Raw genomic sequence first — 15346 nt, 5'->3', positions numbered from 1 at the left:
TCACGCCCGATCCGCGACGCGTTCGCCCAGTAGCCCTTGCGGGCGTATGAGGAGGACGAGGATGAGGAGCACGAAGGCCCATACGTCCTTCCAGGCGCCGCCTCCGAAGAGTTCCATGCCCGGGACGTCGCTCATGTAGCCGGTGGCGAGGGCTTCGGCGACGCCGAGGACGACTCCGCCGAGCATGGCGCCGTAGATGTTGCCGATGCCGCCGAGGACGGCTGCGGTGAAGGCCTTGAGGCCCATGATGAAGCCCATGCGGAAGCCGATCTGGCCGTTCTTGAGCCCGTAGGCGACGGCGGCGACGGCGGCGAACGCGGCACCGATGGCGAAGGCCATGACGATGATGCGGTCGGTGTTGATGCCCATGAGCTTGGCGGTGTCGGGGTCCTGCGAGGTGGCCTGCATGCCGCGGCCGGATCGCGTCTTGGAGACGAAGAGGCCGAGGGCGAGCATGCAGACGGGTGCGGCGATGAGGACGAAGAGGTCACCGCGCTGGATGTGGGCACCGAAGATGTCGATCGCTTCGCCCTCGAACTGGGGGAAGGAGCGGTCCTTGGTGGCGTTGGGGTACCACATCCATACGGCCTGCTGGAGTGCGAGGGAGAGACCGATGGCGGTGATGAGGGGAGCCAGGCGTGGCGCGCTGCGCAGGGGCCGGTAGGCGAAGCGTTCGGCGGCGACGCTGACGGCGACGGAGCATATGACTCCGCCGGCGATCATGAGGGGTATCGCAGCGAGCAGGGAGAGTCCGGACGGAAGCCCGAGGTAGACCGTGAGGGCTCCGAAGCCCCCGATCATGAAGATCTCGCCGTGTGCGAAGTTGATGAGCTGGATGATTCCGTAGACCATCGTGTAACCGATCGCGATGAGACCGTACATCGCGCCGAGGATGAGTCCATTGGCCAGCTGTTGCGGCAGTTCGTTCACCGCAGGGCCTCCGTGGAGTGGTTCGGATATGGCACCGCGCGGGAGTGCTCGTAGCGCTCCCGCGCGGTCTTGTGTGCGTGTGCTGTGGTGTCGGGCGTGCCTACTTGACGGCTTCGCTCAGCTTGGAGGTCCACTTGCCGCCGGTGACCTGGTAGGCGGTCATCATGGTGTTGGTGGTGTCGCCGTACTCGTCGAACGAGACGGGGCCGGTGACGCCTTCGAACTTGACGGTCTTCATGGCGTCGAGGACCTTGGCGCGGGCGTCGTCGGGCAGCTTGCCGTCGTTGTCGGCGACGACGGTCTTGACGGCCTCGATGATGGACCAGGCGGCGTCGTAGGTGCCGCCGCCGTAGGCCTCGTAGGCGTCCTTGTATCCGGCCGTCTTGTAGTCGCCGATGAACTTCTTGGCGGACTCGAGTTCTTCGACGGGCTTGCCGACGGAGGTGGCGATGTCGCCCTCCGCCTTCTTGTTGAGCTTGATGAAGTCGGCGCTGTACATGCCGTCGCCGCCCATGAGCGGGATCTTGACGCTGTCCTTGAGCTGCTGGCTCAGGGGCGCGCCGGCGGGGTATTCGCCGCCGTAGTAGACGGCCTTGGCACCGGAGCTCTTGACCTTGGTGACGACGGAGTTGAAGTCGCGGTCGTCGGGGTTGATGTGGTCGGTGCCGACGATCTTGCCGCCGAGTTCGGTGAAGGTCGTCTTGAAGGAGGCGGCGAGGCCGGCGCCGTAGGGCTTCTGGTCGTCGATGAGGTAGACGTCCTTGATGTTCGCGTTCTTGAACAGGTAGTTCGCGGCGAACGCGCCCTGGATGGCGTCGGTGGTGGCGGTGCGGAAGTAGGCGGCGTAGGGGCGCTGCTTGTCGCCGGTCTTCCAGTTGTTGCCCTGGGTCAGCTCGGTGCCGGTGTTGGCGGGGGAGACCTGGGTGAGTTTGGCGTCGGTGAAGGGCTTCTGCATCGACTGGGCGACACCCGAGTTCAGGGGGCCGACGACGCCGAGGAGGTCCTTGTTGCCGATGAACTTCTGGGCGTTCTGCTGGCCGACGGAGGGCTGGGCCTGGTCGTCGAGCGCCTGGAGTTCGAACTTGATGCCGGGGACGGTCTTGTCCTTGTTGGCCGTCTGGACGGCGAGGTCGGCGGAGTTCTTGATGCCGAGGCCGAGGGCGGAGAGGTCGCCGGTCAGGGGTGCGTCGACACCGATGACGACGGTCTGGGTGTCACCGCCGCCGCTGCTCTTGGCGTCGTCGTCGCGCGATCCGCAGGCGGTGAGCGTCAGTGCTCCTGTGGTGAGCACTGTGGTGAGTATGAGCAAAGAACGGTGTCGCACGAAAGGTCCTTTCCCTGGCGCGGCCTCCTCTGCTGAGGTGCCGTGACGATCGCCGGGCCGTACTGGTCGATACAGGGCCGTGCAGCAGACGCGCCCGGCGGCGCGGTGACTGGCCGTGACTCTATGGGCAGGTGAGGGGGTGCGGGACGGGTCCGCTGATGATGTGACTGTCTTGTTATGCCATGGGGAAGGCTTCGTGGCCACTGTGTGGACATGTACGGTTTTTCGCCGGGTGGCGGGATGACCGCATCGTGAGAACGCGCAGCTCTGCTAAGGGGCTTGGGGCGATCTTGGTGCTGTCACGTGCTCCGGGGCGCGAGGGGTGCCGTGGGGTCCGGAGGCGCGCCCGGGGGTGCGGTGCGCGAGGTTTTTCGTGTATTGCACACATGTTACGCAGTGTTACATCCGTGGGATGCGTTTGAAGTGCCGTGGGGGTGGTGTGGCTGTTCGCGTGGGTCCTGCAACGAGCTTGACGGTCAGGGGTGTTGACCGTGCGTGTCCGCCAACTTCGGTGAATTGCTTCGGATATGGGTCTGCCCGGTCCGGAATGCGGTGCGTATCCGGCCGGGCAGTGCGGTGTCGCGGGGTGGGATCAGCCCGCGTCGGGACGGGGGGCGTCGCGGAGCAGGCAGGTGAGGCGGGCGGTGCAGATCCGCTTGTCGTGCTCGTCGGTGATGACGATCTCGTACGTCGCGGTCGAGCGGCCGCGGTGCACGGGGGTGGCGACGCCGGTGACCAGGCCGCTGCGGGCGCCCCGGTGGTGGGTGCAGTTCAGGTCGACCCCGACGGCGATCCTGGTGGCGCCGCCGTGGAGCATGCTGCCGACGGAGCCGAGGGTCTCGGCGAGGACGGCCGAGGCGCCGCCGTGGAGCAGGCCGTAGGGCTGGGTGTTGCCCTCGACGGGCATGGTGCCCACGACGCGGTCGGCGGAGGCCTCGGTGATCCTGACGCCCATGCGTTCGCCGAGGTGTCCGGCGGAGAAGAGTGAGGGGAGGTCGACGCCGAGTGCCGCGTACTCGTCGATGATCTCCTGGGGGAACGTGGGTGCGGTGTGCTCGCCCATGGGGTGCGGCTCCGATCGTGTGCGGTCGTCCGTTGCTGTGTGCACTGTTCCTATCAGACGGCTGAGCGTGCGCTTAGTGCGCGGCGTCCGGTCCGGTGCCGGGCTCGACGGGCCCGGCACCGGACCGGTGGGATCAGGCCGTCTCGAACCGTACGACGACCGACTTGCTGGCCGGGGTGTTGCTCGTGTCGGCGGTGGAGTCCAGGGGGACGAGCACGTTGGTCTCCGGGTAGTACGCGGCGGCGCAGCCCCGTGCGGTGGGGTAGTGGACGACCCGGAAGCCGGGGGCGCGGCGCTCGACGCCGTCCTTCCACTCGCTGACGAGGTCGGTGTAGGAGCCGTCGGCGAGGCCGAGGGCGCGGGCGTCCTCGGGGTTGACCATGACGATGCGGCGGCCGCCCTTGATGCCCCGGTAGCGGTCGTCCAGGCCGTAGACCGTGGTGTTGTACTGGTCGTGGGAGCGCAGGGTCTGGAGCAGCAGCCTGCCTTCGGGGACCTCGGGGTGTTCGACGGGGGCGGCGGTGAAGTTGGCCTTGCCGGTGGCGGTGGGGAAGCGGCGTTCGTCGCGGGGCGCGTGGGGCAGTGCGAAGCCGCCCGGGCGCGCCACGCGGGCGTTGAAGTCCTCGAAGCCGGGCACGACGCGGGAGATGCGGTCGCGGATCGTGCCGTAGTCCTTCTCGAAGTCCTCCCAGGGGGTGGTGGAGGCGGGGCCGAGGACGGCGCGGGCGAGGCGGGCGACGATCGCGGGTTCGGAGAGCAGGTGCGGGCTCGCGGGGGTGAGGTTGCCGCGTGAGGAGTGGACCATGCCCATGGAGTCCTCGACGGTGACGAACTGCTTCCCGCCGGTCTGCACGTCCTTGTCCGTGCGGCCGAGGGTGGGCAGGATCAGGGCGTGGGTGCCGGTGACGGCGTGGGAGCGGTTGAGCTTGGTGGAGACGTGGACGGTGAGCCGTGCGCGGCGCATGGCGGCCTCGGTGACGGCGGTGTCGGGGGTGGCTCCGACGAAGTTCCCGCCCATGGCGAAGAAGACCTTGGCGTCGCCGTCGCGGAGTGCCTGGATGGACCGTACGACGTCGTAGCCGTGGTGCCGGGGTGAGGTGATGCCGAATTCCTGGTCGAGGGCGTCGAGGAAGGCGGGGGAGGGCCGTTCGAAGATGCCCATGGTGCGGTCGCCCTGCACGTTGGAGTGGCCGCGGACGGGGCAGACGCCGGCTCCGGGCCTGCCGATGTTGCCGCGCAGGAGGAGGAAGTTGACCACCTCGCGGATGGTCGGCACGGAGTGCTTGTGCTGGGTGAGCCCCATGGCCCAGCAGACGATGGTGCGCTCCGAGGCGAGGACCATGGCGAGTGCCTGTTCGATGGCCTCCCGGTCGAGCCCGGTGGCGGTGAGGGTGCCCTCCCAGTCGGCCTCACGGGCGGCCTGGGCGAACTCCTCGTAGCCATGGGTGTGTTCGGCGATGAAGGCGGTGTCGAGGGCCCCGTCGGCCTCGATGATCATCTTGTTCAGGAGGCGGAAGAGCGCCTGGTCGCCGCCGATGCGGATCTGGAGGAAGAGGTCGGTGAGGGCGGCCCCCTTGAGCATGCCGCGTGCCGTCTGGGGGTTCTTGAACCGTTCGAGGCCCGCCTCGGGCAGCGGGTTCACCGAGATGATCTTCGCCCCGGCGGCCTTGGCCTGTTCGAGGGCCGAGAGCATGCGGGGATGGTTGGTGCCGGGGTTCTGTCCGGCGACGATGATCAGGTCGGCCTGGTGGAGGTCTTCGAGGCTGACGCTGCCCTTGCCGATCCCGATGGTCTCGGTGAGGGCCGAGCCGGACGACTCGTGGCACATGTTGGAGCAGTCGGGCAGGTTGTTGGTGCCGAACTCGCGGGCGAAAAGCTGGAGGAGGAACGCCGCTTCGTTGCTGGTGCGGCCGGAGGTGTAGAAGAGCGCCTCGTCGGGGGAGGAGAGCGCCGTCAGCTCCTGGGCGATGATCTCGAAGGCGCGTTCCCAGGACACGGGCTCGTACCGGTCGGCACCCTCGGGCAGGTACACGGGGTGGGTGATGCGCCCCTGCTGGCCGAGCCAGTAACCGCTGCGGGTGCCGAGGTCGGCGACGGGGTGGGCGGCGAAGAACTCGGGGGTGACGCGGCGCAGGGTCGCTTCCTCGGCGACGGCCTTGGCGCCGTTCTCGCAGAACTCGGCCGCGTGGCGTTTGTCACCCTCGGGCCACGCGCACCCCGGGCAGTCGAAGCCGTCCTTCTGGTTGACCTTGAGGAGGGTCTGAGCGGTGCGCCGCACGCCCATCTGCTGCTGGGCGATGCGCAGGGTGTGGGCGACGGCGGGCAGTCCGGCGGCGGCGTGCTTGACTCCGTCGACCTGCGGCGCGTCCTGGACCGGGTCACCGGTCGGGGGCTTGGTGGCCATGATGCTCCCCTTCGAGCCTTCGGCCGCCTCCGAGCGCGTGCGGGCGCGTCGCGTCCGTGCGTGTCGTGGCGTCCTGTCGCGTCTTCTTACGCCTTCACAGTCCTTCGATCCTGTCATGCACGCGTGCCTGGGCGCTCGGGGGGAACCGGCCGTGCCGGGCGGCCGGGTCCCCCGCCGACGGCCGGCGGAGCGGGGGATCCACCGGGAGCCGATCCGGATTGTCGGTGGTCCGTGGCAGGATCGGGGGCGTGGCTGAGACGGCATCGAAGAACACGGCAGACAACCGACCGCGCCTGCTCCTCATGGACGGGCACTCCCTGGCGTACCGGGCGTTCTTCGCCCTGCCCGCGGAGAACTTCACGACAGCGACGGGGCAGCCGACGAACGCCGTGTACGGCTTCATGTCGATGCTGGCGAACACACTGCGCGACGAGGCGCCCACCCATTTCGCGGTCGCGTTCGACGTGTCCCGCAAGACGTGGCGTGCGCAGGAGTTCCCGGAGTACAAGGCGAACCGGTCCAAGACCCCCGACGAGTTCAAGGGCCAGGTCGAGCTGATCGGCGAGCTCCTGGACGCGATGCGCGCGGACCGGTTCGCGGTCGACGGGTTCGAGGCCGACGACGTCATCGCGACGCTGGCCACGCAGGCCGAGGCGGCGGGCTTCGAGGTGCTGATCGTCACGGGTGACCGGGACTCGTTCCAGCTCATCACGGACAACGTGACGGTGCTCTACCCGACGAAGGGCGTCTCGGAGCTGACGCGCTTCACCCCCGAGAAGGTCCAGGAGAAGTACGGGCTCACCCCCGGCCAGTATCCGGACTTCGCCGCGCTGCGCGGTGACCCGTCGGACAACCTTCCGGGCATCCCGGGTGTGGGCGAGAAGACGGCGGCGAAGTGGATCAACCAGTTCGGTTCGTTCGCGGAGCTGGTGGAGCGGGCCGACGAGGTCAAGGGCAAGGCCGGGCAGAATTTCCGCGACCACCTGGACGCGGTGAAGATGAACCGTGTGCTGACCGAGATGGTCCGTGACGTGGAGCTGCCCAAGGTCCCCGCCGAGCTGGAGCGCGCCCCGTACGACCGCACGGCGGTCACCGGGGTGCTGGACGTCCTGGAGATCCGCAACCCGAGCCTGCGCGAGCGGCTGCTCGCCGTCGACCCGGGGGCCGAGGAGGCCGCTCCGCCGGAGCCCGCGGCGGGCGTCGAGCTGGACGGCGTGGTGCTCGGGCCGGGCGAGGCGGCCCCGTGGCTGGAGGCCCGTGCCGGGCAGCCGCTCGGTGTGATGAGCGTCGACACCTGGTCGCTGGGCACCGGCACGGTCACCGAGATCGCGCTCGCCGCCGCCGACGGGGCCGCCGCGTGGCTGGACCCGGCCGAGCTCGACGAGGCCGACGAGCGGGCGTTCGCGGCGTGGCTCGCGGACCCGGAGCAGCCCAAGGTCCTGCACAACGCCAAGAACGCCCTGCGGGTCTTCCCCGAGCAGGGCTGGCGCCTGGACGGCGTGACCATGGACACCGCTCTCGCCGCCTACCTCGTCAAGCCCGGCCGCCGGTCGTTCGCCCTGGACGCGCTGGCCGTGGAGTACCTCGGCCGTGAGCTGGCCCCGGCCCCCGCGTCCGACGGGCAGCTGGCGTTCGGCGCCGAGGACCGCGCGCAGGCCGACGCCCTCATGGCGCAGGCCCGTGCGGTGCTCGACCTCGGGGAGGCGTTCACGACACGCCTGGAGGAGGTCGGCGCCACCGGGCTGCTCCACGACATGGAGCTGCCGACCTCGGTCATGCTGGCCCGCCTGGAGCGGCACGGCATCGCCGCGGACCGGGCGCACCTGGAGGGCATGGAGCAGCAGTTCGCGGGTGCGGTGCAGCAGGCCGTGAAGGAGGCGCACGCCGCGGTGGGCCGCGAGTTCAACCTCGGCTCGCCCAAGCAGCTCCAGGAGGTGCTCTTCGGCGAGCTGGCCCTGCCGAAGACCAAGAAGACGAAGACGGGCTACACGACGGACGCGGACGCGCTGGCGTGGCTCGCGGCGCAGACCGAGCACGAGCTGCCGGTGATCATGCTGCGCCACCGGGAGCAGGCGAAGCTGCGGGTCACCGTCGAGGGGCTGATCAAGACGATCGGTGCGGACGGCCGCATCCACACCACGTTCAACCAGACGGTCGCGGCGACGGGCCGGCTCTCCTCCACCGACCCCAACCTTCAGAACATCCCCGTCCGTACGGACGAGGGGCGCGCGATCCGGCGGGGCTTCGTCGTCGGCGACGGCTTCGAGACGCTCATGACGGCGGACTACAGCCAGATCGAGCTGCGCGTGATGGCCCACCTCTCCGAGGACGCGGGCCTGATCGAGGCGTTCACCTCCGGGGAGGACCTGCACACGACGGTCGCCTCGCAGGTCTTCGGCGTCGAGAAGTCGGCCGTCGACGCGGAGATGCGCCGCAAGATCAAGGCGATGTCCTACGGACTGGCGTACGGCCTCTCCGCGTTCGGCCTCTCCCAGCAGCTGAACATCGAGGCCGGCGAGGCACGCGGGCTGATGGACACCTACTTCCTGAGGTTCGGCGGGGTGCGTGACTACCTGCACCGGGTCGTGGAGGAAGCCAGGTCCACGGGGTACACGGAGACGGTCTTCGGCCGGCGCCGCTACCTCCCGGACCTGAACAGCGACAACCGTCAGCGGCGCGAGACGGCCGAGCGGATGGCGCTCAACGCGCCGATCCAGGGGACGGCCGCCGACATCGTGAAGGTCGCCATGCTGAAGGTGGACCGGGCGCTGACCGAGGCGGAGCTGACCTCACGGATGCTGCTCCAGGTCCACGACGAAATCGTCCTGGAGATCGCCGAGGGCGAGCGGGAGCGGGTCGAGGAGATTCTGCGCCGGGAGATGTCCACGGCGGTCGAGCTCCGCGCGCCGCTGGACGTCTCGGTCGGTGTCGGCACGGACTGGGAGACCGCCGCGCACTAGCTCCCCTCCCGGGAGGGGAACCACGGCGTACGACGGTGGTACGCCGGACCCGTCCGGCCGGGTCCGCCGGGTGGGGCCCGTCCGATCCGCTCGTGCGGGGTCCGGCGGGGGAGACCGGGCGGGCCGGTCCGGAGGCTGCCGGAGATCCGGTGGCGCCGCCGGGCGGGCCCGGGGAAGGCCCGGCTCGTGCGCGGCCCGGCGGGCGGACCCGGCCGGGCCTGTTCGCCCGGCGGCTCCGGGCGCGGACGACGGGACCGTCCGGACGCCCGCCGCGGGGTGCCCCTGCCGGATGCCCCGTCCGGCCGGGCCGGTGTCTGCCGATGCGTGTGGTGCCGCGGTCCGGTCCGGGGCCGCCGCGGTCTCAGCCGGCGTCCCGTCCTGCCGGGCGCGTCCGCGCGGAGTCCGTACGGGGCTCCCCCTGCGGCCGGGGCCCGGACGGCTTGCGCAGCAGCCGCATCCACGCCCCGTACAGCACGAGTCCCGCCGCGAGGCCCGCCCCCGCCCCGAAGCACGCGGTCGGGATGATGTCGAGGGGCGTGTCGATCTGCCCGAAGTAGGCGTACCAGCGAACGCACCGGTGGGCGACGCCCAGCAGGACGCACAGCGTGAGGAACCCGGCCGCCGCTCCGCGTTCGGCCCGCCGCAGCACCGGCACCGACGCCGGTGCGGGAACCGCGCCGATGCCCCGCAGGCCCGTGTACGTGAACCACGCCAGCAGCACCAGGGCCACCGCCGAACTGCCGTACTGCACGATCTGGAACACCGGATGGCCGCCGACGCTCCGGCCCAGGACGGGGATCAGCTCCGTCCCCCACCGGTCGTGATGCGTGAAGGCGTCCCACACGACGTGGGTGCCCGAGCCGATGACGGCGGACAGGACGAACCACAGCACCTCGGGAACGGCCGGGCCGCCGGGTTGCCGGCGCCGCCCCCGTACGAAGGTGTGCACACGTCCCTGCGCCGCCCGGGGCAGCAGAGCGACGAGCGGTTCGCGCAGCATCAGCCACAGTGCCACCAGGGCGCCGGTGATGAGGACATCCACGGTGAACACTCCCCGTACGGCGTGTGTCACCTCGCCGAACTCCATCGCCCCGGGGACGACGGTGTCCGCGTAGTAGGTGATGTCGGGTGCGAACGATCCCGCGACGAGGGCGGAGGCGAGGAGAGGCCCACGGCCCGCGCCGGACCTGCGGATTCCCGGGAGCACGGCTGCGGCATGGCTGAGCGTGAACGGCATGGCGGCAAGTATGCGGGAGCGCGTTTCACGCGTCGGCGGTCACCGGTGACTTGACGTCAGGGAAGCTGAGAAATCAGTAAGAACCGGTCAGGGGCCAGTGTTCGGGCGGCGGGAGTTGCCGTAGGGTCGCCTGAGTCCTCGCTGGGGAGCGCGGGCAGCCGTCGACGGGGAGGAACCGACACGTATGGCAGCGCAATTCGGCCGCAGACTGCGCAGGGGGGCCACCACCACGGCGGTGGCCGCGGCTGCCGTGGCAGCCCTCTCCGCCTCCCAGGCTCCCGCCGCGCCCCAGTCCGACAGCGCTGTCGAGGACCGTACGACGGCCGGTGCGACACCGTCCGACGACGGGGCCGCCACGGGCAACTCGCCCTACTACACGGACCTTCCGCCGCTCACCACACCCGACAGGCCCGGCACGTCCGTGAACCTCCCGGTGACCGGGAGCGCCGAAGCGGGGATACCCGCCTCGATCCTGGCGGCGTACAAGAAGGCCGAGCAGGAGGTCGCGAGGACCGACGCCGCGTGCCGCCTGCCGTGGCAGCTGCTCGCCGCGATCGGCAAGGTCGAGTCCGGCCAGGCCCGCGGCGGCAAGGTCGACGCGAACGGCACCACCCTCTCCCCGATCCTCGGCCCGGCGCTCAACGGCCAGGGCTTCGCGCTCATCAAGGACACCGACGGCGGGGCGTACGACGGCGACGCCACCCACGACCGGGCGGTCGGTCCGATGCAGTTCATCCCGTCCACCTGGGCCACCTGGGGCCAGGACGGCAACGGCGACGGACGCAAGGACCCCAACAACATCTACGACGCGGCGCTGGCCGCCGGGCGCTACCTCTGCGCCGGCACCCGCGACCTGTCGGTCGCCGCGGACCTCGACCGGGCGGTGCTCAGCTACAACCACTCCACGGAGTACCTGCGCACGGTGCGCTCCTGGTTCGAGTACTACAAGCGCGGCACCCACGAGGTCCCGGACGGCACGGGCGTCCTCCCGGCGGGCACGGGCAGCGGCACGACCTCCCCGTCGCCCACGCCGACACCGACGCCCTCGACCGGCACTCCGGGCGGCGGTACGTCCCCGAGCCCCAGCCCGAAGCCCCCGAAGCCCGGCGGTACGACGCCGAGCCCCGACCCCACGCCTCCCCCCACGACGAAGCCGCCGACCACCACGCCCACCCCCGCCGAGACCTTCGGCGGCATCGAGGACGCGGGCACCGGCACCCTCACCGCCACCGCGGGCGAGGCGTTCGGCGAGCGGGTCAAGGTCCGGGCCAGGAACACGCTCGGCGCCCCGCTCACCGGGGTCTCGGTGACCTTCGCCCTCGTCGGCGGGACCGACGCCCGCTTCGCCGGCGGGAAGACCACCGTCACGCTGACCACCGGAGCCGGCGGCACCGTCTCCGCTCCCGCCCTGACGGCCGGTGAGAAGACGGGCACCTTCAAGGTGACGGCGGTCGCCGGCACCACGAAGCCGCACGCCGTCGCGTTCACCGCGCACGTCACCGCCCGGGTCGCCGACACCGTCGTCCGGACCGGCGACGACGCCCTGACAGCCGCCCCGGGCGCCGAGTTCGCCGACCGGGTCGAGGTCAGGACGACGTACAAGGGCACGGGGGTGGCGGACACCGCCGTCACCGCCACGATGATCACCGACGCGGAGACGCCCGCCGAGAACGACAAGGGGCCGTACTTCAAGGACGCCGACGGCAACCCGGTCCGCACCCTGGACCTGACGACCGGCGCCGACGGAGTCCTGCAACTCCCGAAGATCTACGCCGACGACACGGCAGGCACCTACACGCTGCGGCTCACCACCGCGAGCGGTGCCACGCTGACCGTCGAGCTGACGATCGAGGCACCGGCCGCCTGACCCGCCCCGGCACCGGAACCCCCCGCTCCCGGCGTGGCCGTCAGTCCCGGCGCAGCCGGGCCGAGGTGAAGCGGGTCGCCTCCACCGTCGTCGGGTCCTCGGGCCACGGGTGCTTCGGGTAGCGGCCGCGCAGTTCCGCGCGTACGCCCCTGTAGCCCTCCCGCCAGAACGAGGCGAGGTCCGCCGTCACCGCGGCCGGGCGCCCGGCCGGGGACAGCAGGTGGACCAGGACCGGGACCCCGGCCACCCGGGGCGTCTCGCTCAGCCCGAAGAGCTCCTGGAGCTTCACGGCGAGCACCGGCTGCTCCCCGCCGTACTCCACCCGGATCCTGGACCCGCTCGGCACCTCGATCCGCTCCGGTGCGAGTTCGTCGAGCCGGGCGGCGTCGCCCGACGCCCACGGCAGCAGCCGCCGCACGGCCTGCCCGGCGTCGATCCGCCCCAGATCCGCGCGGCGGGCCGCGCGCGAGAGTTCGGGCTCCAGCCATGCGTCGGCCCGCGCCAGCAGTGCCCCGTCGGACACGTCGGGCCACGGCGCGCCCAGCACCCGGTGCAGGAACGCGAGCCGCAGCCGCAGCTGTTCGCTGTCCCGGGTCCACCGCAGCAGTCCCGGACCCTCACGGCGCAGCCCCTCCAGCAGCGCCCCGCGCACCAGCTCCGGGGCCGGCCGCCGCAGCGCGCGTACGGACAGTTCGATCGCTCCGAGGCGTTCCACGGAACGCGCCACCACGTCGCCGTCCGCCCAGCGGACCTCCTCGCCGGCGAACCGCAGGTGCCCGGCGGCCAGCCGCGCCGTGGCCTCGTCGACGACCGCGGCCAGCCGCACCCGGGCGGACGCCGCGTGGGAGGGCCGGTCGGCGACCGCGACCGCGAGCCACGGCGCGCTGCGCAGCCGTGAGCCCTCCCGCAGCTCCGCGCCCGTCCCCGAGGCCATCAGGAACGCCCCCTCGCCCCGGGCCCGTGCCACGCGCTCCGGGAACGCCAGCGCCGCGACCAGCCCCACCGCCGCGTCGTCCGGGCCGCCGTCCCCGGCGCCCGTGGAACCGAGGGACCGCGTGAGCCGGCGGACCTCCTGCCGCCAGCGCGCCGCGTAGCCGTCCCCGCCGCGCCGTGCCGTGCGCAGCGCGTGCGCCAGGTCGTCGCCGTACTCCCGTGGCGGCTCCTCGCTGAGCAGCGCCACCACCTCGGCGGCCCGGCGCCCGCCCACCTCGTCCGCGCCGTCCAGGAGGGCGCGGGCCAGCCGGGGATGGAGGCCGAGCCGTGACATCCGCGCGCCCCGGTCCGTCGCGCGCCCGTCCGGGCCGACGGCGCCGACCGCGGACAGCACCTCGCGTGCCGCGCCCATGGCACCGGCGGGCGGCGGGTCCAGCAGAGCGAGCCCGGAGGCGCCGGGGTCGCCCCAGCACGCCGCCTGGAGGGCGAACGCCGCGAGGTCCGCCACCCTGATCTCGGGGGAGGGGAACGCCGCGAGGCGTCCGTCCTCGGCCTGCTCCCAGCAGCGGTACACGGCTCCCGGCGCCTCACGCCCCGCGCGCCCCGCCCGCTGCCGGCCCGCCGCCCTCGACGCCCGTACGGTCGTCAGGGCACTCAGCCCCCGCGCGTGGTCGGTACGCGGTTCCCTGGCGAGCCCCGCGTCCACGACGACCCGCACACCCGGCACCGTCAGGGACGACTCCGCCACGGAGGTCGCCAGCACGACCCGGCGCCCGGCGGACGGCCCGGCCAGCACCGCGTCCTGCACGGCGGCGGGCGCGCGGCCGTGGACCTGGAGCACCTCGGCGTCCACCCCCGAGAGCTGCCCGGCGACCCGGCCGATCTCCCCGACCCCGGGCAGGAAGCACAGGACGTCGCCGTCCCGTTCGGCCAGCGCCCGGCGGACCACGGCGGCCACATGCGTCAGCAGCGCCGGATCGACCCGCATCCCGTGCGGCGGGCGCACGGTACCCGCCGGCGGCGCCCACACCACCTCGACCGGATGGGACACCCCCCGCGCCTCGACCACCGGGGCGTCGCCCAGCAGCCGGGCCCAGCCCTCCGCGTCCGTCGTCGCCGACGCGGCGACCAGCCGCAGATCGGGCCGGATCGTCCCCCGGACGTCCAGGAGGAACGCGGCGGCCGTGTCCGCGTCCAGATGCCGCTCGTGGCACTCGTCGAGGATCACCACGTCCACGCCGGCCAGCTCCTGGTCGCGCTGAAGCCGCTGGAGCAGTACCCCCGTGGTCACGACCTCCACCACCGTGCCGGGCCCGGCCACGCGTTCCCCGCGCACCGTGAAGCCGACCCGTTCGCCGGTCCGCTCGCCGAGGAGCCACGCCATCCGGCGCGCCGCGGCGCGGGCCGCGATCCGGCGGGGCTCGGCGACGAGGACCCGGCGTACCGGTCCGCCGCCGGTCAGCCCGGCCAGCACCAGTGGGACGAGGGTCGTCTTGCCGGTCCCCGGCGGTGCGCAGAGCACCGCCGCCCCCCGCTCGTCGAGCGCCCGCTCCAGGGCGGGCAGGGCGGTGCGTACGGGCAGCTGGTCCAGGGCGTCGGTGCGGATCACGCCCCCAGTCTCGTACGCCCGCCCCCCGGCCGGAGGGCCGGTCCCTCAGGTGTGCCGGTCGTCCCGTTCGCAGACGAAGATCGCCGTCCCGGGGATGAGGTGGCCGCGCAGCGGGGACCAGCCGCCCCACTCCTGGGCGTTCCAGGCCGGCCACTCCGGCTCCACGAGGTCGACCAGGCGGAATCCGCCCGCCACCACGTCCCGCACCCGGTCGCCCAGGGTCCTGTGGTGTTCCACGTACACCGCGTCGCCGCGCTCGTCCTGCTCCACGTACGGCACCCGGTCGAAGTAGGACGCGGAGACGGAGAGGCCCTCCGGCCCCGGTTCGTCGGGGAACGCCCAGCGGATCGGGTGCGTCACCGAGAAGACCCAGCGCCCGCCCGGCCTGAGGACCCGGCGCACCTCGCGGAACACCTGGACGGGGTCGGCGACGAAGGGCACCGCGCCGTAGGCGGAGCAGGCCAGGTCGAAGGAGCCGTCCCGGAAGGGGAGCCGCCCGGCGTCCGCCTCCACGAGCGGTACGCCGCCGCCGATGCGCAGGGCGTGCTGGAGCTGGCGGTGGGAGAGGTCCAGGGCCACCGGGCGGGCGCCGCGTGCGGCGAGCCAGCGCGAGCACTGGGCGGCGCCGGCCCCGATCTCCAGGACGTCCGCGCCGCGCAGCCCGTCCGCCGGGCCCAGCAGGCCGGCCTCGGCCTCGTCCAGCCCCTCCGGGCCCCACACGAAGCGGTCGTCCCCCAGGAACGCCCCGTGGTCGCTCTGGTACTCGTCGGCGTTCCGGTCCCACCAGCCGCGGCTCGCCCGGCTGCTCTCCGCCTCACCGGCTTCGCGCCGGGTCGCTTCGGGTTCGGGGTCGTAGGTCTCTTGGCTCATCGTGCCCGTCGTTGTAGTTTGCCTTCACCCGCCCCGCGCGGGTGCCGCCACGGGCCGTGCGGGTGAGCACGCCCGTGTGCGCGACACGCCGCCGTGTCCGATGTGGCCTCGGTGAACGTGAGTTGTGCCGGGATTGGTGCGGTGTGCCC

General features: G+C 72.3%; 9 protein-coding genes. 2 read left to right on the top strand and 7 right to left on the bottom strand.

Translation table 11 applies throughout. The features are described from left to right. The 4 genes from ACFVS9_RS11480 to ACFVS9_RS11465 all read right to left on the bottom strand — a co-directional run bounded on the left by ACFVS9_RS11480 (nt 1) and on the right by ACFVS9_RS11465 (nt 5721). A complete protein-coding gene (locus ACFVS9_RS11480; RefSeq protein WP_389931566.1) occupies nt 1–930 on the bottom strand; it encodes a branched-chain amino acid ABC transporter permease in 930 nt (309 codons plus the stop codon). A 100-nt stretch (nt 931–1030) separates the two neighbouring features. Beyond that, nucleotides 1031–2239, bottom strand: a complete 1209-nt coding sequence (locus ACFVS9_RS11475) for a branched-chain amino acid ABC transporter substrate-binding protein (protein WP_389931674.1) — start codon at nt 2237–2239, stop codon at nt 1031–1033. A 607-nt stretch (nt 2240–2846) separates the two neighbouring features. Next, the gene (locus tag ACFVS9_RS11470; protein ID WP_383118913.1) at nt 2847–3317 is read right to left on the bottom strand and encodes a PaaI family thioesterase; all 471 of its coding nucleotides are present in this window, start codon (nt 3315–3317) and stop codon (nt 2847–2849) included. 133 nt (nt 3318–3450) lie between these two features. Next, nucleotides 3451–5721, bottom strand: a complete 2271-nt coding sequence (locus ACFVS9_RS11465; protein WP_389931564.1) for an FdhF/YdeP family oxidoreductase — start codon at nt 5719–5721, stop codon at nt 3451–3453. Between the two features lie 248 nt (nt 5722–5969). Between ACFVS9_RS11465 and polA the strand changes: the two genes are divergently transcribed. After that, nucleotides 5970–8681, top strand: a complete 2712-nt coding sequence (gene polA / locus ACFVS9_RS11460) for a DNA polymerase I (protein WP_383115181.1) — start codon at nt 5970–5972, stop codon at nt 8679–8681. A gap of 361 nt (nt 8682–9042) precedes the next feature. Here polA and ACFVS9_RS11455 read toward each other — a convergent pair whose 3' ends face one another. Continuing rightward, on the bottom strand, nt 9043–9918 hold the full coding sequence (locus tag ACFVS9_RS11455) for a DUF4184 family protein (protein WP_389931562.1): 876 nt from the start codon (nt 9916–9918) through the stop codon (nt 9043–9045). Nucleotides 9919–10102: 184 nt separating this feature from the next. On the opposite strand from ACFVS9_RS11455, the gene ACFVS9_RS11450 reads away from it, so the two are divergent. Further along, a complete protein-coding gene (locus tag ACFVS9_RS11450; protein WP_389931560.1) occupies nt 10103–11785 on the top strand; it encodes a lytic transglycosylase domain-containing protein in 1683 nt (560 codons plus the stop codon). 40 nt (nt 11786–11825) lie between these two features. Here the strand turns inward: ACFVS9_RS11450 and hrpB are convergent, their stop codons facing one another. Next, complete coding sequence (gene hrpB / locus ACFVS9_RS11445) at nt 11826–14327, bottom strand: ATP-dependent helicase HrpB (RefSeq protein ID WP_389931559.1); 2502 nt, start codon at nt 14325–14327, stop codon at nt 11826–11828. A gap of 45 nt (nt 14328–14372) precedes the next feature. After that, entirely contained in the window at nt 14373–15197 is an 825-nt protein-coding gene (locus ACFVS9_RS11440; RefSeq protein WP_389931557.1) for a class I SAM-dependent methyltransferase, read from the bottom strand. Nucleotides 15198–15346: the final 149 nt, after the last annotated feature.

It is taken from the genome of Streptomyces sp. NPDC058008 (assembly GCF_042886395.1).
GTDB lineage: Bacteria > Actinomycetota > Actinomycetes > Streptomycetales > Streptomycetaceae > Streptomyces.
This window is presented reverse-complemented; position numbering and strand designations above follow the sequence as displayed.

Coding starts and splice junctions, on each gene's coding strand:
- ACFVS9_RS11470 (WP_383118913.1), bottom strand. CDS start 3,317: ATGGGCGAGCACACCGCACCCACGTTCCCCCAGGAGATCATCGACGAG.
- ACFVS9_RS11465 (WP_389931564.1), bottom strand. CDS start 5,721: ATGGCCACCAAGCCCCCGACCGGTGACCCGGTCCAGGACGCGCCGCAG.
- ACFVS9_RS11440 (WP_389931557.1), bottom strand. CDS start 15,197: ATGAGCCAAGAGACCTACGACCCCGAACCCGAAGCGACCCGGCGCGAA.
- ACFVS9_RS11450 (WP_389931560.1), top strand. CDS start 10,103: ATGGCAGCGCAATTCGGCCGCAGACTGCGCAGGGGGGCCACCACCACG.
- ACFVS9_RS11455 (WP_389931562.1), bottom strand. CDS start 9,918: ATGCCGTTCACGCTCAGCCATGCCGCAGCCGTGCTCCCGGGAATCCGC.